Origin of the sequence: Flavobacterium yafengii (assembly GCF_030010375.1) — a bacterium.
In the GTDB taxonomy this organism is placed as follows: domain Bacteria; phylum Bacteroidota; class Bacteroidia; order Flavobacteriales; family Flavobacteriaceae; genus Flavobacterium; species Flavobacterium yafengii.
This window is the reverse complement of sequence record NZ_JASCRY010000001.1, coordinates 911,762-936,086: the sequence shown is the minus strand read 5'-3', so window position 1 is coordinate 936,086 and position 24,325 is coordinate 911,762. Positions and strand designations below refer to the sequence as shown.

Sequence of the window (24,325 nt, the reverse complement as noted above, 5' to 3'; positions counted from 1 at the left end):
GCAATAAAAATTAAAAAAGTTACTATCTAAAATAATACCATCAAAACTAGTAATACCAAAATGCCATAAAAAAAACCTCTACTTTCGCAGAGGCTTTTTTATATATTTTAGTGATGTAAAACTTCTTCACCTTCTTTCATTGGAACGTTTTGAGGTACAAAATCCACGTCGTGTGCTGGATTACTGTAGTCATAAGGCCAACGGTATACATGAGGAATTTCACCTGGCCAGTTACCGTGCATATGTTCAACTGGTGCTGTCCATTCTAATGTATTCGATTTCCATGGATTCATTACAGATTTTTTACCGTAGAAAATACTACTAAAAAAGTTATATAAGAAAACCAATTGAAAAGCTCCTCCAATTAATGCAAATGTTGTAATCAAAACGTTTACGTTTTGTAAATCATCAAATAATGGGAAGTTTGTGTTTGTATAGTAACGCCTTGGTAAACCCGCTAATCCGATAAAGTGCATTGGAAAGAAAACTCCATAAGCACAGATTGCAGTTACCCAAAAGTGTACATATCCAAGGTTCTTGTTTAACATTCTTCCGAACATTCTTGGGAACCAGTGGTAAATACCAGCAAACATTCCGTAAAGAGCAGAAATACCCATTACTAAGTGAAAGTGAGCTACTACGAAATACGTATCATGGACATTAATATCAAGTGTACTGTCTCCAAGAATAATTCCTGTCAAACCACCTGTTATAAATGTAGAAACTAAACCAATTGAAAACAGCATAGCCGGATTCAACTGTAAGTTACCTTTCCAAAGTGTTGTGATGTAATTAAACGCTTTTACAGCTGAAGGAATAGCAATCAATAATGTTGTAAAGGTAAATACAGAACCTAAAAATGGATTCATGCCCGAGATAAACATATGGTGACCCCAAACAATTGTTGATAAGAAAGCAATTGCCAAAATTGACATAATCATTGCTCTGTATCCAAAAATTGGTTTACGTGAATTTGTTGCAATAACTTCTGAAGTAATACCCAAAGCAGGTAATAAAACGATATAAACTTCAGGGTGTCCTAAGAACCAAAATAAGTGTTCAAACAATACAGGTGATCCACCTTGATAATGTAAGACTTCTCCAGCAATATAAATATCAGACAGGAAGAATGAAGTTCCAAAACTTCTATCAAAAATCAACAATAATGCTGCAGACAAAAGAACCGGAAAAGAAACAATACCAATAATTGCCGTTACAAAGAAAGCCCAAATTGTAAGAGGTAATCTTGTCATAGTCATTCCTTTAGTTCTTAAATTAATTACTGTTACAACGTAATTCAAAGAACCCATTAAAGACGATGCAATAAAGATAGCCATAGAAACTAACCATAACGTCATCCCTAAACCTGAACCAGGAATAGCTTGTGGCAATGCACTCAAAGGTGGATAAATAGTCCATCCTGCAGATGCAGGTCCAGCTTCAACAAAAAGAGAACTAACCATGATTATACTAGACAAGAAGAACAACCAGTATGATATCATATTCATAAAACCAGATGCCATATCTCGTGCACCAATCTGAAGTGGTATCAATAAATTACTAAAAGTACCACTCAAAGCCGCCGTTAGTACAAAGAATACCATTATAGTTCCATGTATGGTAACCAAAGCCAAATAAATATCATTTGTCATTACTCCGTTAGGAGCAAATTTATCACCAAGTAAAATATTGAAAATTTTAAATGATTCTTCTGGCCATGCTAATTGCATTCTAAATAGCATAGACATTCCTACTCCTATAATCCCCATAATAATACCCGTAATTAGGTATTGTTTGGCAATCATTTTATGATCAATACTAAAAATATATTTAGTAATAAAAGTGTCTTTATGGTGATGTTCGTGTTCGTGATCTATTGCGTGATCGTGACCTTCTGCTGACATATATGTTTACTTTAAATTTTTCTTATTAATTATTTCATGGCCGTTACGGCAACTACTGCAGTATCTTTTGCTTTTATAGAATCTGTACCAGATGCTCCAGCAGGTTCAGCCATAGCAGCTTTTACTTCACTTACTATTGTAGCTTTATCTTTCAACCATGCTTTATAGTCTTCAGGTGTATCTACAATAATTTTCATTTGCATGTTATAATGAGATGCTCCACAAATTTTATTACAAAGCAATAAGTAATCAAACGTGTAAGGATCTAAAGCAGTTTCGCCCTTAGCTACTAATTCAATACTTTTCTTAGATCTTAAAGCATTAATATTAGCTACTTTTTCTACCATAAATGGCAATTCTCTATATTCTGCTGTAGTATATATCGGTTCAAAAGCGAATTGTGTAACCATACCAGGAACACAATTCATTTGTGCTCTAAAGTGAGGCATGTAAGCTGAATGCAAAACATCTTGAGAACGCATTTTGAAAAGAATCTTTTTACCTTTAGGAATATGTAATTCTGTTACAACAATATCATCTTGCGAATATGGATCCGCCAAATCAACACCTACAGCGTTTACTCCTTCAATAAATCTAACATTAGCTTTACCCAATACATTATCATTACCTGAATATCTAGCCTTCCAGTTGAACTGTTGTGCATACAATTCAATAACTATTGTATCCTCATCTTCATCAACAAACATAATATTTGTCCAAGCGAAAAGGCCGTAAAGAATCAATCCTGCTAAAACTACAGCCGGAATAACACTCCAAATAGCTTCTAACTTATTATTATCTGCGAAATAAAGTGCTTTTTGATCTTTTTTACCTCTGTATTTGAAAGCAAAATAATGCAACAAAACTTGAGTTATAGCCTGAACTATAAAGATAAGAACCCATGTAATATTCATTAAATTATCTACTTCACCACCATGAGCAGAAGCAGGTGTATGAAGAACAAGAGGTCCCCATTTAAACAATCCGTAAATTGAAAAAATATAAATGAAAGCCAAAAACCCAAACATTAAATAACCTTGAACGTTATTGTCGTTATCTGTAGCTATTTCTGAGCTATCTGAATTAGATCCAACTTGCGTCAGGTCGAATATTTTAGTCAATTGCCATAAAGCAACAGCTAATAAAACTAAAACTATAATTACCAACAAACTTGTCATCTGTTTTTTTCTTTAAATATTAATAATGAAAATGTTTACTTTCTCCTATGAAAGGATTTCTTTTTGCTAACAAAGGAGCTTTAGTTAACGCTGTGAAAACAACATAAATAAATAATCCTAAGAAGAAAAGAACGGATGCTATTTCTGATACACCAATAAACCATCTGTCTCCTACAGTTCCCGGCATGATCATATTAAAGAAATCAATATAATGACCCGCTAGTATTACAATTCCTGCCATAACTAGTACCCATGTAATTCTCTTGAAATCTGTATTAATTAATATTAATAACGGGAATACAAAATTCATTACCACTGCACCAAAGAATGGAAGATTATACAATTCAATTCTGGTAATAAAATACGTTACCTCTTCAGGGATATTTGCATACCATATCAACATGAATTGTGAAAACCATAAATACGTCCAGAAAACACTTAATCCGAACATGAATTTTGCTAAATCGTGTATATGACTTGTATTTACATGCTCTAAATAGCCTCTAGATTTTAGGTATAAAGTAACTAAAGCGATAGTAGTAACTCCACTAACAAAGAAGCTAGAAAATACGTACCAACCAAATAATGTACTGAACCAGTGAGGATCAATAGACATAATCCAATCCCAAGACATTATAGATTCTGACACGATGAAGAAAACTAAAAACATCGCTGATATGTTGAAGTTTTTCTTGTAAAATGAGTCATCATTTGATTCATCTTGCGCCAAACAGTTTTTTCTTGAAAAATATTGATATAAACTCCAACCAGTCAAAAATATAGCAGCTCTAATAATCCAAAAAGGAAAATTTAAATAACCAGATTTATTAGCAATCAATTTATCACTTGCTACAACTTCAGGATCTAACCATATAAAAATGTGATTAAAATGCAAACCACATAATATTAGAATAACAAAAAAGATAACAGAACCAAACGGTAAATAAGATGTTATACCTTGCATAACTCTAAATAATACTGGAGACCATCCAGCCTGAGCTACTTGTTGAATTGCATAAAATACTAAAACTCCAAGAGAAACAAGCATAAAGAAAATACAAGCAACGTATAAAGCAGACCAAGGTTTGTTTTGTAGTTGGTGTAAAACATGATTCAAATGCTCAGTATGTTCAGCTTCTTCACTAACATCATGACCTTCTTTTTTAACAGCTGCCTCAGCGTGAACTGGTTCAACATGTGCTACTTCAGCAACTTTAGCAGTATCATCTGTTGGAGCTACAGCTTCATGAGATTCTTCTGTTTTTTTCTCTTCGACAGCTTCACTATGGTTAGCAGCAGCTTCATGCGAAGGTTCAGCAGCAGTTGTCGCTTCATGTTTAGCTTCACCATGACCACCATGACTTTCGGCCGCAAGAAGTTTTTCAACTTCCTGAATATCTTTAGGTGCAGTTAAAAAACCATATCCAATTCCTAAAAGACCTACAGCCATTAAGATGAAAGAAAAAGTTTTTAATTTACTTGAAAATGTATACATATCTATTACGATCAGTTTGTTCAACAATTATAATTCGCTTTTTAGTTTTAGAACATAGTCAGTAACCAACCAACGTTCATGGGCACTCAACTGGTTAGCATGTGAACCCATTGAATTTAAACCATAAGTTATAACATGAAAAATACTTCCTTCAGTGATAACTCTATCTGCATAACTTGGTACACCCAGAAATTTTTCTCTTTCTACAAGCTTTCCTTTACCGTTTCCAGAAGCACCATGACAACTGACACAATAAATTTCAAAAAGAGCTGCGCCTTTCTCAGAGTCTCTGCTTAAAGAATCTAAAGGGGATCTAAGATTTGCTTTTGCTAACTCATATCCAGCAGTTGAATTTTCATATTCAAAAGGCTCAAATCCTCTGTTAATAGTTCCTTCAGCTGGAAGTTGACCTTCTTTACCATTTTTAAATGCATTCGATTCAGAATAAGTTTCATAACCTACTGATTCGTACATATTTGGAAAATACTGATAGTTTGGTGCCGCATTATTATGGCAAGATGAAACTAAAATAGTTATGCCAAATAAAAGTGTTATTTTATATACGCTTTTCATATCTATAATTAATGCTTTTCTATTACTTTAACTTCTACAGCTCCCGTGCTTTGGAAAAAAGAAACTAATTCTTCTTCATTATCGTTTACAGCAACTTCCATTAGAAAATGGTCATCTGTAGTTCTTACATCTGGATTCTCTGCTTCTTTGAAAGGCCATAATTTACTTCTCATATAAAAAGTAATAACCATTAAGTGAGCTGCAAAAAACACCGTAAGTTCAAACATAATTGGCACGAAAGCCGGCATGTTTTCAATATAACTAAAACTTGGCTTTCCACCAATATCTTGTGGCCAATCCTGAATCATGATATAATTCATCATAGCTGTTGCTACCGAGATTCCGACACAACCATAAAGAAAAGCACAAATAGCTAATCTTGTAGGTGCAATTCCCATAGCTTTATCCAAACCGTGTACCGGGAATGGAGTAAAAACTTCTTCAATATGATGATGAGCTGCTCTGGTTTTTTTAACCGCATCCATCAATATATCATCGTCATTATAAATGGCGTATATTACTTTATTACTCATGATGTGAATCTTTATTTGCTTCTCTTTCTCTTTTGTAATTATCTCCAGTTCCTTTCAAAATTGTTTTTACCTCTGCTTGTGCAATTACAGGGAATGTTCTTGAATACAATAAGAACAATACAAAGAAGAAACCTATTGTTCCAATGAAAATTCCAATATCAACAAATGTAGGTGAAAACATTGTCCAAGAAGAAGGTAAATAATCTCTGTGTAACGAAGTTACGATAATTACAAATCTCTCAAACCACATTCCAATATTTACAACTATCGAAATTATAAACGAGAACATGATACTTGTTCTTAATTTTTTGAACCACATGAATTGCGGAGAAAAAACATTACAAGTCATCATTGACCAATATGCCCACCAGTAAGGTCCGGTAGCTCTATTCAAGAAAGCATATTGTTCGTACTCTACACCAGAATACCATGCAACAAATAATTCAGTTATGTAGGCAACCCCAACAATAGATCCCGTAATCATGATAACGATATTCATCAACTCAATGTGTTGAACCGTGATATAAGCTTCTAGATTAGAAACTTTTCTCATAATGATAAGCAACGTGTTTACCATTGCAAATCCTGAGAAAACCGCTCCAGCAACAAAGTACGGAGGGAAAATTGTAGTATGCCACCCTGGAATAACAGATGTAGCAAAGTCCATTGATACAATAGTATGCACTGAAAGTACAAGTGGAGTAGCTAAACCTGCAAGTACCAAAGATACTTCTTCAAAACGTTGCCAGTCTTTTGCTCTACCGCTCCATCCAAAACTTAATATAGAATATATTCTTTTATTAAAAGGAGTAATAGCTCTATCACGTAACATCGCAAAATCAGGTAATAAACCAGTCCACCAAAATACTAATGAAACAGAAAGATACGTAGAAATTGCAAATACGTCCCAAAGTAAGGGTGAGTTAAAGTTTACCCAAAGAGAACCAAACTGATTCGGAATTGGTAAAACCCAATACGCTAACCATGGACGTCCCATGTGAATGATTGGAAATAAACCTGCTTGAATAACAGAGAAAATTGTCATTGCTTCTGCAGAACGGTTAATTGCCATTCTCCAACGTTGACGGAAAAGTAATAATACCGCCGAAATAAGTGTTCCTGCGTGACCAATACCAACCCACCAAACAAAGTTCGTGATATCCCAAGCCCATCCTACAGTTTTATTTAACCCCCATGTTCCAATACCTGTAGATACGGTGTAAATTATACAGCCAAGTCCCCAAAGGAAGGCTATTAATGCGATTGAAAATACAATCCACCAATGTTTGTTTGCTTTACCTTCAACAGGCGCAGCTACATCTACAGTTACATCGTGATAAGTTTTATCACCTATAACTAAGGGTTTTCTAATGGTTGCTTCGTAGTGAGACGACATAATCCTTTATATTGATTCTTAATTAATTATTTTTTGTACTAGGTATTTCTAACTTTAACATGGTAAATCACATTTGGTTTTGTTCCAACATGCTCCAATAAATGATACATTCTTTCGTCAGCAGCTAATTTAGTCACTTCCGCTTCTTTATCATTTACATCTCCAAAAATCATTGCTCCAGTAGAACAAGCATTTGAACATGCAGTTTGGAATTCACCATCAACGATTGCTCTTCCTTCTCTTTTTGCTTTCAAAATTGTCGCTTGTGTCATTTGAATACACATTGAACATTTCTCCATAACTCCACGAGAACGAACATTAACATCTGGATTCAATACCATACGTCCTAAATCGTCATTCATATGATAATCGAATTCACTGTTTTTGTTGTACAAGAACCAGTTAAAACGACGCACTTTATACGGACAGTTGTTAGCGCAATAACGCGTTCCAACACATCTGTTATAAGCCATATGGTTTTGACCTTGACGAGAGTGTGAAGTTGCAGCAACTGGACAAACCGTTTCACAAGGTGCATGATTACAATGTTGACACATTACAGGTTGAAAAGATACTTGTGGGTTATCCCCAGCTTTTTCCATTTCATTAAATGTAGACAATGAACTTGATAAACCTGCAATATTTTCTTTTCTTTCGTTATCCCCTTCAAAAGTACTTTCAGAAGAATAATATCTGTCAATACGCAACCAGTGCATATCACGACTTCTTCTAACTTCTGATTTTCCAACAACAGGAACGTTATTTTCAGCATGACAAGCAATCACACAAGCACCACAACCGGTACAAGCGTTCAAGTCAATAGAAAGATTAAAGTGATGACCTGTTGAACGGTCAAAAGAATCCCATAAATCTACTTTAGTTGCCTCAACCAGTTTATGATCCAATGAAACCATTGGTTGTTCATTCCACTCTTTAGCATCTTTTGTATTGAAAATCTCTAAAGAAGTTTCTTTTATAATATCGCCTCTTCCCATTAATGTTTTCTGACCTTGAACACAAGCAAACTCATGTTCTCCTCCAGCTTTCGCCAATGTTACAGACTGTACATTATCAAAACCTTTATATAAAGAGTAGGCATTTAAACCCACCATCATTTCTTCTTTCAAAGCCGCTTTACGACCGTAACCTAATGCTAGACCAATAGTTCCAACAGCTTGACCTGGCTGAACTATTACCGGAACATTTTCTAATTTAGCTCCATCGGCAGTAGTAATAGTAGCATAACTTCCGTTTAATCCACCATTTGCAACGATTTCATTAGAAAGTTCGTATTTCTTAGCATCTGCATTCGAAACAGTAACATAATTATCCCAAGATACTCTTGTAATTGGATCTGGAAACTCTTGTAACCAAGGGTTATTCGCTTGCTGTCCATCTCCCATACCTGTTTTAGTATATAAAACAAGTTCTAATCCTTGAGAAGCTTTTGATTTTGCTAAAGCATTTGCAGCAGCACTATAATCAGCAGAACCCGCAGATACCGCTGGGATAACTCCAACATAAACACCATCATGCAACACTTTATTCCAAGAAGAACCAGTTATTATTGTTGATGCGTTAGCCTTAATATAATCGTAGAATGTGCCTGTCAATCCATTTAAAGATAACAAGACATCTTGAAATTGTTTTGTAACAAAAAGAGGACGAATAGCCGGTTGAGTAATTCCGTAAGTTCCTTTTGTGATACTTACATCATTCCATGATTCTAAATAATGAGGAACAGCAGCCGCAATAGTACTTACTAAAGCAGTTTCATCTTCTTTTAAAGAAAATGCCACTGATGTTTTTACTTTTTTAAGTCCTTCAACAAAAGAAGCACTATCTGCTAAAGTATACACTGGATTAACACCACTCATGATCAAAGTATGAACGCTTCCCGCTTTCATATCATTGATTAACTGAGTAACTTTTGCATCAGATCCTTTTCTGATTTGTCTAACTCCAGAAGTACTGAAAGCTTCACTTGCCAGCACTTGGTTGATAGCCAAAACTAACAATTGAGCATTTTTATCTTGAATACCAGATACCAAAACTCCTTTTGAACCAGCAGCTTTCAATTGTTGAGCTGCTTTTGTAACTTCTGCTTTAAATTTATCTTCTAAACTTACAGCAACAGAAGAACCAGCTACAATATTATATATGTGTACTAATGCTTGTTTTTGATTAGCCGTAGACATTGGTAAACGCTTATCAGCAGCAGCACCAGACAAAGTCATATTTGCTTCTAATTGGAAATGACGAGACATCTTTCCTGCTTTAGGAATTCTTCCTTTAGCATAACCTGAATCAAATCCTCCACCTTGCCAATCTCCAAGGAAATCAGCTCCAACAGAAACTATAAGTGACGCTTTAGAAAAATCATAATCTACCAAAGCTCTTTCCCCATATACCGTTTCAAAAGCATCTAATGCTTCAGATTCAGATACAGCGTCATAAACAACATGTTTAGCGTTTGGATTTTTACCGATAAACTCAGCAATCAATTTTTCAGTTGACGGGCTAGCCAAAGTGTTTGTTAAAAGCACCACTTGACCGCCTTTTGCAGTAGCATCAGCTATACTTGATTTAATTTTAGCATCAACAGTAGACCAAGTTGAATTTTTACCTTCAATTTTTGGTTCTTTCAAACGCATACTATCATATAAAGATAAAATAGACGCATGAACTCTTGCATTAGCACTAAACTTAGCTCCAGCAATAGTATTATTATCTATTTTAATAGGACGCCCTTCACGAGTTTTTACCAAAAGATTAGCAAAATCAAATCCATCAAAAACAGAAGTTGCATAATAATCCGCAACTCCAGGAATGATTTGTTCTGGCTGAAGCACATAAGGTATTGACTTGTTCACAGGACCTTCGCAAGCTGCAAGCGTAGCCGCTGCAGTACTAAAACCAACGTACTTTAAAAAATCACGACGTGATGTTGATGAAGATGACAAAGCGTCATTATTTCCTAAAAATTCATCAGTAGGAATTTCTTCAACAAATTCGTTATTTCTAAGCGCCTCAACAATAGAACTATTTTTGTCTAGTTCTTCAACACTTTTCCAGTATTTTTTGTTTGATGACATATATAAATATTAAAATCTTAATAATTTGATTAATAGTGGCATTTACCACATTCTAAACCTCCCATTTGCGCTGCAGTCAATTTGTCTACACCGTATTTCTTAGAAAGTTCATCATGAATTTTAGTGTAGTATTCATTGCCTTCCATTTTAACATCCGTTTTTCTATGGCAATCTATACACCAACCCATTGTTAATGGAGCAAATTGTTTTTGAATTTCATACTCTTGAACTGGACCGTGACACGTTTGACATTCGATTCCGGCAACAGTTACGTGTTGAGAGTGATTGAAATAAACAAAGTCAGGTAAATTATGAATACGAACCCATTTTACAGGCTGCGTTTTTCCAGTATAACTTTGAGTTGTTTTATCCCAACCAACCGCAGTATATAATTTTTGGATTTGCTCATCATAGAATGCTTTACTGTACTCTGGAGTAGCAGTAGTTTCAGCAACTTCAGCAATATTCTTATGACAGTTCATACAAACATTCAAAGAAGGAATTCCAGCATTTTTACTAACTCTAGCAGCAGAGTGACAATACTTACAATTGATTTCATTATCACCAGCATGTATTTTGTGTGAATAATGAATTGGCTGAATCGGAGCGTAATCCTGATCAACACCAACTTGCATTAAAAATCCATACACAAAATAAGCACTCGCCAAAAGCAAGAATATTGCCGTAACTAAAACCAAAAATTGGTTTCTAGCAAATGCTTTCCAGATAGGAGTTGTTGGAGTTTTTGGAGCCGTCTCGATACCGTTTGCTTTTGCTACTTTAGATAAAACCTTGTTTACCAAAAACAACATCACAACCAAAATAATCATAACAAGTGCCAAAGCACCTAATATGATATTGTTTGAAATACCGCTATCTACAGCCGGCTTGCCAGGAACTTCACCTCCAGGCGCTGGAGCAGCAACTTCAGCTTTAGGCTCTGAAGTATAAGCAATGATATTATCAATATCCGCATCTGATAATTGAGGAAAAGCAGACATTACAGCCTTATTGTTTTCTTCAAACACTTTTACAGCTTGAGCATCGCCAGATTTAATTAAGTCTGAACTATTACGAACCCACTTATGAAGCCATACAGCATCATATTTAGCAGACACACCTCTAAGAGCAGGACCTGTTGCTTTAGCATCAAGTTTGTGACATGCCGCACAGTTTGCATTAAAAAGCTCTTTACCCTTTACTGGGTCTGTACTTTGCGAAGTAGCTGAAGCATCTGGAGCTGCAGCATCGGCCGCAGGAGTAGCTTCTTGAGCAAATGAAGTAAAGGAAATAGATAGCATCAAAGCTATGCTAAAAAATAATTTCCTTGAGATCGAATTATGGTTACCCACCTTTTTCATATAGTATAATGATTATCTACTAAAAATTGGCACAGTTTTTTCTAATTGAATTATAAAAACTGATCCTTTATTTAAAAACTTGGACAAAAATACGACTTAAGAACTATTCTCAAAACCTTAAAATAGTCTTAATTTCAATTTATATTAATTCTAAATAACATTTAGTATTTGCTATCAGTCATTAAATATTACTTTTGCACAAAAACAATCACATTATGAGAATTTTAGCCCCTAGAAAAGCATTTTTTATCTCTCTTACCTTATTTATTTCCTATTGTAATGTAAACGCTCAAGACGGAAACATTAGAGTAAGTCAAGACTCCAAATTTGAACAATTATTGAATGAAAAGAGAAAAACAAATGTTTCAAACACTGTAAATGACTATTATAAAATTCAAATTTTTAGTGGAGACAGCGAAAAAGCAAAAAAAACGTTAAATGATTTCAAGCAAGAATTTAGAGACATAGACGGTACTATAATTTTCTTCACACCAAATTACAAGGTTTGGGTCGGGAATTTCAAAACACGAATTGAAGCCGAACGAAATCTTATCGAAATTAAAAAAAGCCACAGCAATGTACTTCTAATAAAACCTAACAAATAAAATTCATCTTTCTTTTAAATTGTAACGTTCAAAAGAAATCATAAATAAACAACAAGAAAAAAAGCAACCCAATTAGAGTTGCTTTTTTTTTGAACATAACTCCTAGAAAAACTTTTCCGCAGCACATTATTTGTAGAACAGAAATTGGCTGTAAATTTCACAACAAGGATTAAGAATAAAATCTCATTAAAATTAAAAGAAAATATAAAAATGTCTATTTTAATAAACCTAGCAAATACGTATTTTCATCACCATTAAATCTCTTGCCTTTTTATTAATTTCAAAAATGAAAAAGCTTACCACTTTAATAAAACGAAAAGCGATTCTTTATTATAATTGCTGACACTATTCGACATTCGACTTGAGTATTCCAGCAAGAAGTATAGAACCAGCAAACAGTTTTACTTATACTCAAACCAACTAGTGATTAAAATAAATAAAAACTGCAAATATTCAGAAGTAATAATTCTAAGAAGTTGAGTAGATTTTAAGTTGTTGTCTAGTCCTAAAAAAAGCCTGTAATTTAAAGGACTAAAGCCTATTCATTTTATAATTTTTATTTTAGCACTTCATTGAGGAATTTTAATGTAGTTTTAAGAATACTCCACTAAATATTTGGTAAATTTATTATGTTTATTTTCACTTCAAACACCTGATTATCAAATATTTGAAATTTAAAAAATTTAAAATTATTAAAATTAATAATTAACTTACCTACTAAATCCAATATCGAAAACCCCAACATTAGCAACCTACATTTAATAGAAATTAGAACTTCATACACAAATCTAAATCTTATTATTATGAAAAGAATTAATTTATACGGGCTTTTACTTTGTATTGCAGCATTGCTCATCAATAATGGATGTACAGAAGAAACTCTTCCTAGAGTTTCACCAATAAATACCGTAGAACAACAAAACTCAGCGCCAATTTCATTTGCTGGCGGGGATATTCAGGTAATATTGCCTACAAATTTTTGCTGGTTATCAGGGGGCTATTCACATAGCGGAACTATTGATAACTTCGTCTGGAAAAAAATATCTGGACCTTCTACCTATATTTTAGAAAGTCCAAATTCACTCAGAACTAAGGTAAGCAATCTGGAAAAAGGGATTTATGAATTTGAATTAACAATTACTAATAAGAAAGGTTTGACAGGTAAAGACACAGCCAGAGTTATTGTGGGTGAAATGTCCCTAAACCCAAAGGAGATAATTTTTAAAGATATAGAATGGATTTTCCCATGGTATAGCGCTATTGAAATAAAAGATTTCAATCTCTTAATGCCCCAAGGTATTTTTAAAGTTTATATTCAAAGGGACAATAACCTGCAATGGGAAGAAGTAACACCTTATTCAGAAAATTCAGCAAACAAGTATGACTATTTTGTAGAAACCAGACCAGATGGCGCCGGCATCTATACTTACGGTAGTTTATATATATTTTATTATGGAACCGATACGAACGATACGCCATCTGTAAAAATTGTATACTGAAATCGATTTTTAAAGTGAAGTACAAAAATTAATAATCCTCCTTTAAAAATACAACAATTTTACTATTGGAGACCTATATAATAACTAAATGAAATAAATCCAGTATCGAAAACCCCAACATTGAGAACCTACATTTAATAGAAATTAGAACGCTATTCACACACTAAATCTTATTATTATGAAAAGGATTAATTTATATGGGCTTTTGCTTTTTAGTACAATATTGATTATCAATAGTAGCTGTTCAGAAGAAACTCCATCTACAGTTCCCTCCACTTATACAGCTCCACCTAAAGACACAACAGAACCACCAAACTCAACGCCAACTGCCTCTGCAGGCGGGGATATTCAGGTAATATTGCCTATAGATTTTTTTTGGTTATCAGGAAGTTATTCAGATAACGCACTTATTGATAACTTCGTCTGGAAAAAAATATCTGGACCTTCAACCTATGTTTTAGAAAGTCCAAATTCGCTCAGAACAAAGGTAAGCAAGCTGGAAAAAGGAATTTATGAATTTGAATTAACAGTTATCAATAAGGGAGGCTTAACTAGTAAAGACACCGCCAGAGTAATTGTTGGTGAAATATCCCTAAACCCAAAGGAGATCATTTTCAAAGATATGACTTGGAGTTGCCCTTGGGACTGTGTTATCGAAATTAAAAACATCTATAGTCATTTACCTTCTGGTAATGTCTTTCGGGTTTATATACTAAGGGATAATTCCGCAGATTGGAATGAAGCAGGACTTGATTCACAGTGGTCAGACAATTTTTCTTATGCGTATAGCTTGAATGGCTATTTGTGGATTTACTACTTAGGCACTCATGTTGAGGATACACCAAACATAAAAATTGTGTACTGAAATAGCTTTTTAAAGCGTAGTACGAAGAAAATTTCTGAAACAGGAACAGATTATTGTTAAAAATATCATTAACTCTGATGTAATTCATGCATGTTTGCTCAGTAAAGTCACTTATCAAACATTTGATTTCCCAAATGTCTTTGACACCATCAACTTGGAATTAATGATAATATACAAATAGCAGAAACTTACGATGATCATTCATACTTACTAATTGCCACACCACAACAAAAGTAATCACTAACAAGCAGCTAAAATAAAAGTTAACCTAAAATAGGTGGTATCTTAAAAAGTACGTAAACAAAAAAATCCCGATTGCTCGGGATTTTAATTTTAATATATTGAAATTCTATTTCAGTTTCTTTTTAACTGCAACTTCATGGTACGATTCAATAACATCTCTTTCTTCGATGTCGTTGTATCCTTTTACTTGAATACCACAATCGTATCCTTTAGCTACTTCTTTCACATCGTCTTTGAAACGTTTCAGTGCCAAAAGCTCTCCGGTGAAAACAACTACACCTTCTCTAATGATTCTCATTTTAGCGCTTCTAACAATTTTACCGTCCATTACCATACAACCTGCGATTGAACCTACTTTAGAGATTTTGAATATCTCTCTAATCTCAGCAGTACCCAAAATTTCTTCTTTCATTTCAGGGGCTAACATTCCTTCCATTGCATCTTTCAAGTCATCGATAGCGGCGTAAATAATAGAGTAGTAACGGATATCGATTTCCTCTTTGTCAGCTAATTGTCTTGCATTTCCAGCAGGACGAACATTAAATCCGATGATAATCGCATCTGAAGCAGAAGCCAACATTACGTCAGTTTCAGTAATTGCTCCAACACCTTTATGGATAATATTGATTTGAATTTCTTCAGTAGATAATTTAGAGAACGAATCAGACAATGCTTCAACTGATCCATCAACATCTCCTTTAAGGATAATGTTCAATTCTTTAAATTGACCCAATGCAATTCTACGTCCAATTTCATCCAATGTAATATGACGTTGTGTACGTACGGATTGCTCACGCATCAATTGAGAACGTTTCGAAGCAATTTGTTTCGCTTCTTTTTCGTCTTCAAAAATATTGAACTTATCACCCGCAGTTGCTGCTCCATCAAGACCAAGAACTGAAACCGGAGTCGAAGGACCCGCAACAGTTACTATATTCCCTCTTTCGTCATGCATGGCTTTAATTTTACCATGATGCTTACCAGCCAACATATAATCTCCAATTTTCAAAGTTCCGTTTTGAACTAATATCGTAGAAACATATCCTTTTCCTTTATCAAGGAAAGCTTCAACAACAGTTCCAGAAGCTGCTTTATTTGGATTTGCTTTCAAATCTAAAAGTTCTGCTTCTAATAATACTTTTTCTAATAATTCCTTCACACCTGTTCCTACTTTCGCAGAAATATCATGTGATTGAATTTTCCCACCCCAATCTTCAACAAGTAAATTCATACCTGCTAATCTTTCTTTTACTTTTTCAGGATTAGCATTTGGCTTATCAATTTTATTGATAGCAAATATGATAGGAACTCCAGCTGCTTGAGCATGGCTGATTGCTTCTTTAGTTTGCGGCATGATGTCATCATCAGCAGCAATCACAATAATAGCAATATCGGTAACTTGAGCACCACGCGCACGCATAGCAGTAAACGCTTCGTGACCCGGTGTATCTAAGAATGCAATTTTTTGTCCGTTATCTAAAGTTACTCCGTAGGCACCAATATGCTGTGTAATTCCTCCAGACTCCCCTGCAATTACGTTTTCTTTACGAATGTAATCCAGTAACGATGTCTTACCGTGATCGACGTGACCCATTACCGTTACAATTGGCGCTCTGAAAACTAAATCTTCTTCTCTGTCTTCAACAACCTGAATTGCTTCTTCGATGTCTACAGTGATAAATTCAACTTCATAACCAAATTCATCGGCAACAATAGTCAACGTTTCTGCATCAAGACGTTGGTTCATGGTAACCATGATTCCAAGTGACATACACGTTCCAATCACTTTAGTAATTGGCACATCCATCATGATTGCAATTTCACCTACAGTAACAAATTCAGTAACTTTTATCGTTTTACTTCCTTCGTCAATTGCTCTTTGCTCATCATCAGATTTCTGACGGTGTGTATCTCTTTTATCTCTTCTATATTTAGCCGCTTTAGATTTACCACCTTTACCTTGTAGTTTCTCTAAAGTCTCCCTAATTTGATTTTTAACCTCTTCCTCAGTAGGCTCCACTTTTGCAACAATGGCAGGTCTGTTTCCTTTTACAAAACCAGGTCTAGCACTTCTGTTTGCATTGAATCCACCACCACCTGTATTAGGTGTAATCTTGTTAGGATTTGGCGCACCAGGAACTCCCGGTGTTGCAGGCGGTCTAGGAGCACCCGGTTTAGGGGCAATCCTTTTACGCTTGTTTTTATTTGCATTGGCTGCAGCCGAACCTGGAGCACCCGGTTTATTCGGAGTGATTTTCGGTTCTTCTTTTTTCTTTTTCGGTTTGTTGAATTGAGATAAATCAATTATCTGACCCGTTAAAGTAGTTCCCGATAGTTTTTGATATTGCGTAGTGATGGTTTCATCAACAGGTACTTCATCAACTTTAACTGTCTCGGTTTTTGCAACCACTTTTGGCTCAGCAGGAACTTCTTTAGGAGTTTCTGTTTTAACTTCTTTTATCCCAACAATAGGTTTTACCTCTTTTTTGTCTGAAACAGGTTTCTCAGTTGACGGTTTTTCAGTTGACGGTTTCTCAGGTGAAACTTCTTTTGAGACAGCTTTTACTTCAGGTGCATTAGCTACTGGAGCTTCTGCTTTTTCAACAGCTTTTACAGGCGCAACGATTGATGGTTTTTTTGGATTAAGATCAATCTTACCCACTTGAACCGGACCAGATATAATTGCTCTCGCTTTTATAACCTCTTGTTGTTTTACTCGCTCTTCCTCAATTTTACGTTTGTCTTCGATTTCTTTCTCTCGTTCTAAACGCAAAGCTTCTTTTTCTTTTCTTTTCTCTTCCCCTACTTCTTTAGAAGCCTCCTTATTCCCTTTGTCACCTGCAAACTGACCGCACAAGACATTGTATACATCATCAGAAATTTTTGCGTTTGGATTTGCTTCAATAGCAATCCCCTTATCTTTTAGATAATCCACAGCTCTTTCTAAAGAAATATTCAATTCCCTTAAAACTTTGTTTATTCTAATAATTCTCTCTTCAGACATAAAACCTTTTTATTATTACCTTTTTTGTTATTCCTCACTTTACTCCCAACTCGATACCTACCGAGCAAGAATTAATTGTAAAGTGGCATGTTTATCGTTGAAGACACATTGACTAACTGTCAAATTCTTCTTTCAATATTCTCATTACATCTAGAATCGTTTCCTCTTCTAGGTCTGTTCTTCTTACTAAATCTTCCACATCTTGTTTTAAGATACTTTTTGCTGTATCCAAACCAATTTTTGCAAATTCTTCAATAACCCAGTCTTCAATTTCATCTGAAAACTCAGTTAATTCAACATCATCCTCATCAGCTGTAGCACCTGCAACATCTCCTTCACGAATAACGTCTAGCTCATAACCAGTCAATAAACCCGCTAATTTAATGTTGTGTCCACCACGACCAATTGCTTTCGAAACTTCTTCAAGCTTCAAGAAAACTTCTGCTCTTTTTGTTTCTTCATTTATTTTAATAGAAGAAACTTTTGCAGGACTTAATGCTCTTGTGATATACAATTGAATGTTACTCGTATAATTGATAACGTCGATATTTTCGTTTCCTAATTCACGAACAATTCCATGAATACGAGATCCTTTCATACCCACACAAGCTCCAACTGGATCAATTCTGTCGTCATAAGAATCTACGGCTACTTTTGCTTTTTCACCTGGTATTCTTACCACTTTTTTAACCATGATTAAACCGTCAAATACTTCCGGGATTTCTTGTTCAAATAATTTTTCTAAAAACTTCTCAGAAGTTCTAGACATAATAATTTGAGGTTTGTTTCCTTTTAATTCAACGCTTTCTATTATTCCTCTAACATTATCTCCCTTACGGAAAAAGTCAGAAGGTATTTGTTTTTCTTTTGGTAAAATAATCTCATTTCCTTCATCATCAACCAAAATCACTACTCTTGGACGCACATGGTGTACTTCAGCAGTATAGATATCACCAATTAAATCTTTAAATTGTTTGTAAAGATTTGTGTTATCATGTTCATGAATTTTAGAAATTAAATTCTGACGTAAAGCTAAAATTGCTCTTCTTCCTAAATCAATTAATTTCACTTCTTCGGAAACCTCTTCACCAATTTCGAAATCAGGTTCAATTTTTCTTGCTTCAGTCAAAGTGATTTCAAGATGATCAAAATCTAAGTCTTCATCCGCAACGATCACTCTTCTCTGCCATATCTCCATATCTCCTTTATCAGGATTTATAATGATATCGAAATTATCATCTGAACCGTATTTTTTCTTCAATGCATTTCTAAATACATCTTCCAAAATTGCCATAAGCGTTACACGATCAATAAGTTTATCATCTTTAAACTCTGAGAATGAATCGATTAATGCTAAATTTTCCATGCGAATTCTTTAATTAAAATGTTACTGTAACAATTGCTTCTTTTATATCTACGTAAGGCAATTTAAGTTCTTTTTGAACTGTTTCTTTCCCTTTTCCTATCTTTTTAGGTTCTCTTGCTTTCCAAGACAAAATTACAAAATCATCATTAGCATCCACTAATTCTGCTTCAATAATTTCTGTACCAGTCTTCACAATCAATGTGCGCCCTATATTTTTCTTGTACTGTCTTATTAATTTCAATGGAGAACCGACTCCTACCGAAGCTACCTCTAAAGAGTAATCTTGTTCCTCTCTATCCAAATTGCTATCTATGAATTTACTCACATCTATACAATCTTGAAGCGCCACTCCATTATCTCCGTCCACAGTCACAATAACCTTGAAAGCATCCGTAATGATAAGGTCTATCAAAAAGATTGATGGCTTTTCTAACAAGCCTTCCGTCAACAACGTATTTACTTTTTCTTTAAATGTCATATTTTTATAAAAAGAGGGGACATTTAGTCCCCTCATTATCTAGATTTTAATAAATAACGGTGCAAATATAGTGTTTTTTTTTATAAACTAAAATAATCGATTGCTGTAAAATAATTTCTTATCTTTATAGGAGCATTAAAATAACAGTTTTTCTCATAATTTAACACTTTATAGTTATGAAACGAATTTTAGTCCCTACCGATTTTTCTGAATATGCTGAAAACGCTTTAAAAGTTGCCGCCATAATTGCAAAAAAAAATAATTGTGAAATCTTTTTGTTGCATTTATTAGAATTACCCAACCAAATGAATGACGCAGTAAAAGGCGGAAGCAGTATTCCCGAAGTAATGTTGTTTATAAAAAAAGCTAACGAAACACTCCAAAAAATTAAAGAACAGCCCTATTTAAATGGAATTTCAGTAAACGCATCCGTGCAATTCGAAAGAGCTTTTAGCGGTATTTTATCTTTTAATAAAAAAAATGAAATTGATTTAATCGTGATGGGCTCACACGGAACTTCAGGCATCGAAGAAGTACTCATCGGATCCAACACCGAAAAAGTGGTGCGACTCTCCGAAATCCCGGTACTGGTTATAAAAAAGAACATTCGCGACTTTAAATTCAACAACTTTGTGTTTGCTTCTGATTTTTCGAAAGAAACCAAAAAACCTTTCAAAAAAATGATAGAATTTGCCAAAATATTTAAGGCAAATTTATACTTGGTCATGATTTGCACCCCCAATAGTTTTAAAACCACCAAAATGTCCGAAGAAATAATGAAAAAATTCATTGACTCTTTTGAGGTCGAAAATTACTCCACACACATTTACAACGACGTTAATATAGAAAACGGAATTATCAATTTCACCAATAGCATTGATGCCGATTTAATAGGCCTTTGCACACACGGAAGAACAGGATTCGCTCATTTTTTCAATGGAAGCATCAGTGAAGACTTAGTCAACCACACTGCCAAACCAGTGATAACGTTCAAGATTTAATTGATCCAAAAATCAAATCAAAACAGCCTAAACGCAACTCTTATAGCCACCACAGGCATTTCAATAAATTAAACTCCAAAAACAATCTGCTGGATTTATTGCATAAAAAAACCTCTCAATAAATGAGAGGTTTTACGTTGGTCTACAAGGACTCGAACCTTGAAAGACTGCACCAAAAACAGTTGTGTTACCATTACACCATAGACCAGCATTGCTGCTAAGCGAGTGCAAATTTAAACTAAATTTTAGTTTGTACAAATTTTTTTTGCCTTTTTATGAAAAAAAAATCGTTTAAAATTCAAAATAACTTCAAAAACCTTTAGAATCAATGCGTTATTAAATTGTAATACTTTTCCAGAAAATATTGTTAATGCTGACAAGGTTAAACAAAAAAACATTTTCTTTGTAACTCAAAATTAAATTAAATTTTAGTACATGGATAAAGCAGCATTCAATTTCAATAAATGGAATACAATTATTGGTTGGTTTACATTTGGAATAGCATTATTAACATACACTTTAACTGTTGAACCCACCATGAGTTTTTGGGATTGTGGCGAATACATTGCCACAGCTGCAAAACTTGAAGTAGGCCATCCTCCAGGAGCGCCTTTATACCAAATGATTGGTGCATTTTTTGCAATGTTTGCTTCAGATAATACAAAAATTGCCTTGATGGTAAATATGATGTCTGTATTTTCTAGTGCATTTACCATTTTATTCTTATTCTGGTCTTCATCTATAATTTTGAAAAAATTGGTTTCAAGATTCTCTGAGACAAATAAAAACAATGACATTGTTATTCTTGGAAGTTCATTCGTAGGAGCTTTAGCCTATACTTTTTCAGATAGTTTTTGGTTTAATGCCGTAGAAGCCGAGGTGTACGCCATGGCCTCTTTATTTATTGCCTTATTATTTTGGTTGGGTTTACGCTGGGAACAAGATATGGACAAGCCTAGAGGAAACAAATGGCTTTTAATCATCTCTCTTGTTGTTGGACTTTCATTTGGAGTCCATTTCATGGCATTATTAACAATTCCAGCGATAGGTTTCCTTTACTTTTTCAAAAACTATAAAGTAGTTACCCTCAAAAATTTCATCATTGCAAATGTTGTAGTTATTGCCATTTTACTATTTATTTTCAAATTACTACTCCCAATGACTATGGGATTCTTTGGTAAAACCGAAGTTTTTATGGTCAACAGTTTAGGATTACCGTTTGACTCGGGAACTATATTTGTTGCATTAGTCTTAATTGCTTTCTTTTACTTTGGATTAAAATACACCAAACAAAAAGGGTTCATATTCTACAATACTATAATTCTTTGTATATTATTTATTTTAATTGGCTTCTCTACATGGATGATGCTACCAATACGCGCTAACGCTAATACCGTAATCAACGAAAATAAGCCTTCGGATGCAGCTGAAGTTCTTGCGTACTACAATCGAGAACAATATGGTGTAAATCCTTTGTTTTATGGACCTCAATACACAGAAGCTTTTGCTGGTTTAGACAAAAACAATCCTTATCTGGACAAAGCGCCCAATTACGAAAGAGATTACAAAACCGGGAAATATAGTATTACGAATAATTTCAAAAATGCCGAGCAAAATACAGATGACAATCAAAAAACTATTTTGCCAAGAATGTGGAGCGGTGATCACATCGAGAACTACATGAATTTCACAAATCCACCTCAATTCAGATTAAATCCTGATTATCCATACGAGGATGATTTAGCTAAATACGGTATCGATCCAAGTCAATTGAGTGAGGAAGATTATAACAAAGCAATTGCTCAACTGAAAAATGAAACTGAAAAAATTATCACCGAATTCAGACAAGCTTACGCTCAAAAACAAATTGACAACGAAGGTTATATTACGTTCCTGAAAAGCTATGGTGACTATTTAATTGTTGAAAAGCCAACAACTGCTGACAATTTAGGATTCATGGTTGAATACCAGTTTGGGTACATGTACTGGAGATATTTGATGTGGAATTTTGTTGGTAGACAAAATGATGTTCAAGGAAAATACGACTATCTTGATGGGAACTGGCTAAGTGGCATAACATTCATAGATGAATTACATTTAGGAAGTCAAAATAATTTACCTTCGGATGTATTGAACAACAAAGGTCGAAATGTGTATTTCTTTCTACCGTTTATTCTTGGTTTAATTGGCTTGATGTATCATGCGAATAAGGATTTAAAAAGTTTCTACGTATTACTCGCCCTATTCCTTTTTACTGGAATAGCCTTAAAAATCTACTTAAACGAAAGGCCTTTCGAACCTAGAGAAAGAGATTATGCATTAGTAGGTTCATTTTATGTATTTGCCATTTGGATAGGCTTTGGCGTTTATGCATTGTACGAAAGTGCCACAAAATATTTAGCTCCAAAACTGGCAGGTCCTATTATCATCGCAGCCAGTTTATTAGCAGCTCCGGTTCTTATGGCTTCTCAAAACTGGGATGATCACGACCGTTCTGGAAAACATACTGCTGTTGCAATGGCAAAAGCATATCTAGAATCATGTGATCCAGACGCTATTTTATTCACCATTGGCGATAATGATACGTTCCCGCTTTGGTACGCACAAGAAATCGAAAAAGTGAGAACCGATGTGAAAATTGTAAACACGAGCCTTTTTATGACAGATTGGTATATCGATCAGATGAAAACTAAAACATACGAATCTGATCCCTTGCCTATTTCATTTACACACGACCAATATGTAGGAGATAAATTGGATTATGTAGCTCACATTCCAAAAGTTGAAAGTCGTTGGGATATAAAAGATTTTATCAATTTTATCAAAAATCCAAAATCAACTGTAGACATGCAAAACGGACAAACAATCCACTTTTACCCTACAAATAAAATCCGAATTCCTGTTGACAAAAATATAATCATACAAAATAAAGTAGTCAACCCTAAATACAATGATTCTATTGTCCCTTACATTGATTTAGACATCAAAGGAAATGCATTGTATAAAAACAGATTGATGATGCTTGACATTGTTGCTAATAACAACTGGAAAAGACCAATCTATTTTAGCGGAGGCGCATTTGACAGTGAAGATTATATTTGGATGAAAGAGTACCTTCAATTAGAAGGAATGGTTTACAAACTTGTTCCGATAAGAACCGCGCTTTCAAAAGATGCAAGTCCTCTTGATATGGGTATGATTGATTCTGATAAAATGTATGCAAAAGTTATGAAATGGGATTGGGGAAACAGTGAAAGTCCAAAAATTTATCACGACCCTGAAACCCGTAGAAACAGCATAACATACAGAACTAATCTTTCCAGATTAATGAATCAATTAATTGTTGAAGGCCAGAAAGAAAAAGCCAAAAAAATCATCGATTTGGCAATGACAAAAATGCCGTTGGAGTATTTCGATTATTATTCTTTAGTAGAACCTTTCGCGGGCGGATATTACAAAATCGACGAGAAATTAAAAGCACAACAATTGTTGGATAAATTAATCCTAAAATACAGAGAGAACCTTAATCATTATGGCAATCTAAAATCTTCTGAGCAAACTAGTATTGCTATTCCTATTATCACTGATATTGAGCGATACAGAAGTCTTTTGACCGTAATGAAAGAAAATGACGATTTAGATTTCTATAACAAAAATAGAACTGTATTCAACACTTACATTAAAATGTTCGACCGCTTTGGACGCGAAAAAGAATAATTTTAAATAAAA

General features: G+C 34.3%; 16 protein-coding genes and 1 tRNA gene. 5 read left to right on the top strand and 12 right to left on the bottom strand.

Annotated features, from left to right (window positions below; translation table 11 throughout):
- Window positions 1-107 precede the first annotated feature (107 nt).
- Genes QLS97_RS04115 through QLS97_RS04080 form a run of 8 tightly spaced genes read right to left on the bottom strand, consistent with a single transcriptional unit; the run spans window position 108 to window position 11,535 of the window.
- Entirely contained in the window at window positions 108-1,904 is a 1,797-nt protein-coding gene (locus QLS97_RS04115) for a cytochrome c oxidase subunit I (protein ID WP_282714375.1), read from the bottom strand.
- Window positions 1,905-1,933: 29 nt separating this feature from the next.
- Window positions 1,934-3,082, bottom strand: coding sequence for a cytochrome c oxidase subunit II (locus tag QLS97_RS04110; RefSeq protein WP_282714374.1), 1,149 nt, complete (start codon window positions 3,080-3,082; stop codon window positions 1,934-1,936).
- Window positions 3,083-3,101: 19 nt separating this feature from the next.
- On the bottom strand, window positions 3,102-4,577 hold the full coding sequence (locus QLS97_RS04105; protein ID WP_282714373.1) for a quinol:cytochrome C oxidoreductase: 1,476 nt from the start codon (window positions 4,575-4,577) through the stop codon (window positions 3,102-3,104).
- Window positions 4,578-4,604: 27 nt separating this feature from the next.
- Entirely contained in the window at window positions 4,605-5,150 is a 546-nt protein-coding gene (locus tag QLS97_RS04100) for a c-type cytochrome (RefSeq protein ID WP_282714372.1), read from the bottom strand.
- 8 nt (window positions 5,151-5,158) lie between these two features.
- Window positions 5,159-5,683, bottom strand: a complete 525-nt coding sequence (locus tag QLS97_RS04095) for a DUF3341 domain-containing protein (RefSeq protein ID WP_099714289.1) — start codon at window positions 5,681-5,683, stop codon at window positions 5,159-5,161.
- Window positions 5,676-7,079, bottom strand: coding sequence for an NrfD/PsrC family molybdoenzyme membrane anchor subunit (gene nrfD / locus QLS97_RS04090; protein ID WP_282714371.1), 1,404 nt, complete (start codon window positions 7,077-7,079; stop codon window positions 5,676-5,678). Before nrfD ends, QLS97_RS04095 begins: the two co-directional genes overlap by 8 nt.
- A 38-nt stretch (window positions 7,080-7,117) precedes the next feature.
- On the bottom strand, window positions 7,118-10,174 hold the full coding sequence (locus QLS97_RS04085) for a TAT-variant-translocated molybdopterin oxidoreductase (protein ID WP_282714370.1): 3,057 nt from the start codon (window positions 10,172-10,174) through the stop codon (window positions 7,118-7,120).
- A gap of 29 nt (window positions 10,175-10,203) precedes the next feature.
- Window positions 10,204-11,535 carry a c-type cytochrome gene (locus QLS97_RS04080; RefSeq protein WP_282714369.1) on the bottom strand — a complete coding sequence of 444 codons (1,332 nt, stop codon included), beginning with the start codon at window positions 11,533-11,535 and terminating at the stop codon, window positions 10,204-10,206.
- Between the two features lie 215 nt (window positions 11,536-11,750).
- On the opposite strand from QLS97_RS04080, the gene QLS97_RS04075 reads away from it, so the two are divergent.
- The 3 genes from QLS97_RS04075 (at window position 11,751) to QLS97_RS04065 (ending at window position 14,504) form a co-directional block, all read left to right on the top strand.
- Window positions 11,751-12,140 carry an SPOR domain-containing protein gene (locus tag QLS97_RS04075; RefSeq protein ID WP_282714368.1) on the top strand — a complete coding sequence of 130 codons (390 nt, stop codon included), beginning with the start codon at window positions 11,751-11,753 and terminating at the stop codon, window positions 12,138-12,140.
- A gap of 803 nt (window positions 12,141-12,943) precedes the next feature.
- Entirely contained in the window at window positions 12,944-13,639 is a 696-nt protein-coding gene (locus tag QLS97_RS04070) for a PKD domain-containing protein (RefSeq protein WP_282714367.1), read from the top strand.
- A gap of 178 nt (window positions 13,640-13,817) precedes the next feature.
- A complete protein-coding gene (locus tag QLS97_RS04065; protein ID WP_282714366.1) occupies window positions 13,818-14,504 on the top strand; it encodes a PKD domain-containing protein in 687 nt (228 codons plus the stop codon).
- Between the two features lie 349 nt (window positions 14,505-14,853).
- Here the strand turns inward: QLS97_RS04065 and infB are convergent, their stop codons facing one another.
- The 3 genes from infB to rimP all read right to left on the bottom strand — a co-directional run bounded on the left by infB (window position 14,854) and on the right by rimP (window position 19,595).
- Complete coding sequence (gene infB / locus QLS97_RS04060) at window positions 14,854-17,751, bottom strand: translation initiation factor IF-2 (RefSeq protein ID WP_282714365.1); 2,898 nt, start codon at window positions 17,749-17,751, stop codon at window positions 14,854-14,856.
- Between the two features lie 112 nt (window positions 17,752-17,863).
- Complete coding sequence (nusA, locus tag QLS97_RS04055) at window positions 17,864-19,117, bottom strand: transcription termination factor NusA (RefSeq protein WP_131914962.1); 1,254 nt, start codon at window positions 19,115-19,117, stop codon at window positions 17,864-17,866.
- A 13-nt stretch (window positions 19,118-19,130) separates the two neighbouring features.
- The gene (gene rimP / locus QLS97_RS04050; protein ID WP_282714364.1) at window positions 19,131-19,595 is read right to left on the bottom strand and encodes a ribosome assembly cofactor RimP; all 465 of its coding nucleotides are present in this window, start codon (window positions 19,593-19,595) and stop codon (window positions 19,131-19,133) included.
- Window positions 19,596-19,771: 176 nt separating this feature from the next.
- On the opposite strand from rimP, the gene QLS97_RS04045 reads away from it, so the two are divergent.
- On the top strand, window positions 19,772-20,596 hold the full coding sequence (locus QLS97_RS04045; protein ID WP_282714363.1) for a universal stress protein: 825 nt from the start codon (window positions 19,772-19,774) through the stop codon (window positions 20,594-20,596).
- A gap of 137 nt (window positions 20,597-20,733) precedes the next feature.
- On the opposite strand, the gene QLS97_RS04040 is transcribed toward QLS97_RS04045, so the two are convergent.
- Window positions 20,734-20,804, bottom strand: a tRNA-Gln gene (locus tag QLS97_RS04040).
- Window positions 20,805-21,031: 227 nt separating this feature from the next.
- Here QLS97_RS04040 and QLS97_RS04035 point away from each other — a divergent pair.
- On the top strand, window positions 21,032-24,313 hold the full coding sequence (locus QLS97_RS04035; protein ID WP_282714362.1) for a glycosyltransferase family 117 protein: 3,282 nt from the start codon (window positions 21,032-21,034) through the stop codon (window positions 24,311-24,313).
- The last annotated feature ends 12 nt before the right edge of the window (window positions 24,314-24,325 follow it).

Excerpts from the sequence above, each read along its gene's own strand:
- QLS97_RS04115 (WP_282714375.1), bottom strand. The coding sequence starts at position 1,904 with ATGTCAGCAGAAGGTCACGATCACGCAATAGATCACGAACACGAACAT.
- QLS97_RS04110 (WP_282714374.1), bottom strand. The coding sequence starts at position 3,082 with ATGACAAGTTTGTTGGTAATTATAGTTTTAGTTTTATTAGCTGTTGCT.
- QLS97_RS04105 (WP_282714373.1), bottom strand. The coding sequence starts at position 4,577 with ATGTATACATTTTCAAGTAAATTAAAAACTTTTTCTTTCATCTTAATG.
- QLS97_RS04100 (WP_282714372.1), bottom strand. The coding sequence starts at position 5,150 with ATGAAAAGCGTATATAAAATAACACTTTTATTTGGCATAACTATTTTA.
- QLS97_RS04095 (WP_099714289.1), bottom strand. The coding sequence starts at position 5,683 with ATGAGTAATAAAGTAATATACGCCATTTATAATGACGATGATATATTG.
- nrfD (WP_282714371.1), bottom strand. The coding sequence starts at position 7,079 with ATGTCGTCTCACTACGAAGCAACCATTAGAAAACCCTTAGTTATAGGT.
- QLS97_RS04085 (WP_282714370.1), bottom strand. The coding sequence starts at position 10,174 with ATGTCATCAAACAAAAAATACTGGAAAAGTGTTGAAGAACTAGACAAA.
- QLS97_RS04080 (WP_282714369.1), bottom strand. The coding sequence starts at position 11,535 with ATGAAAAAGGTGGGTAACCATAATTCGATCTCAAGGAAATTATTTTTT.
- QLS97_RS04075 (WP_282714368.1), top strand. The coding sequence starts at position 11,751 with ATGAGAATTTTAGCCCCTAGAAAAGCATTTTTTATCTCTCTTACCTTA.
- QLS97_RS04070 (WP_282714367.1), top strand. The coding sequence starts at position 12,944 with ATGAAAAGAATTAATTTATACGGGCTTTTACTTTGTATTGCAGCATTG.
- QLS97_RS04065 (WP_282714366.1), top strand. The coding sequence starts at position 13,818 with ATGAAAAGGATTAATTTATATGGGCTTTTGCTTTTTAGTACAATATTG.
- infB (WP_282714365.1), bottom strand. The coding sequence starts at position 17,751 with ATGTCTGAAGAGAGAATTATTAGAATAAACAAAGTTTTAAGGGAATTG.
- nusA (WP_131914962.1), bottom strand. The coding sequence starts at position 19,117 with ATGGAAAATTTAGCATTAATCGATTCATTCTCAGAGTTTAAAGATGAT.
- rimP (WP_282714364.1), bottom strand. The coding sequence starts at position 19,595 with ATGACATTTAAAGAAAAAGTAAATACGTTGTTGACGGAAGGCTTGTTA.
- QLS97_RS04045 (WP_282714363.1), top strand. The coding sequence starts at position 19,772 with ATGAAACGAATTTTAGTCCCTACCGATTTTTCTGAATATGCTGAAAAC.
- QLS97_RS04035 (WP_282714362.1), top strand. The coding sequence starts at position 21,032 with ATGGATAAAGCAGCATTCAATTTCAATAAATGGAATACAATTATTGGT.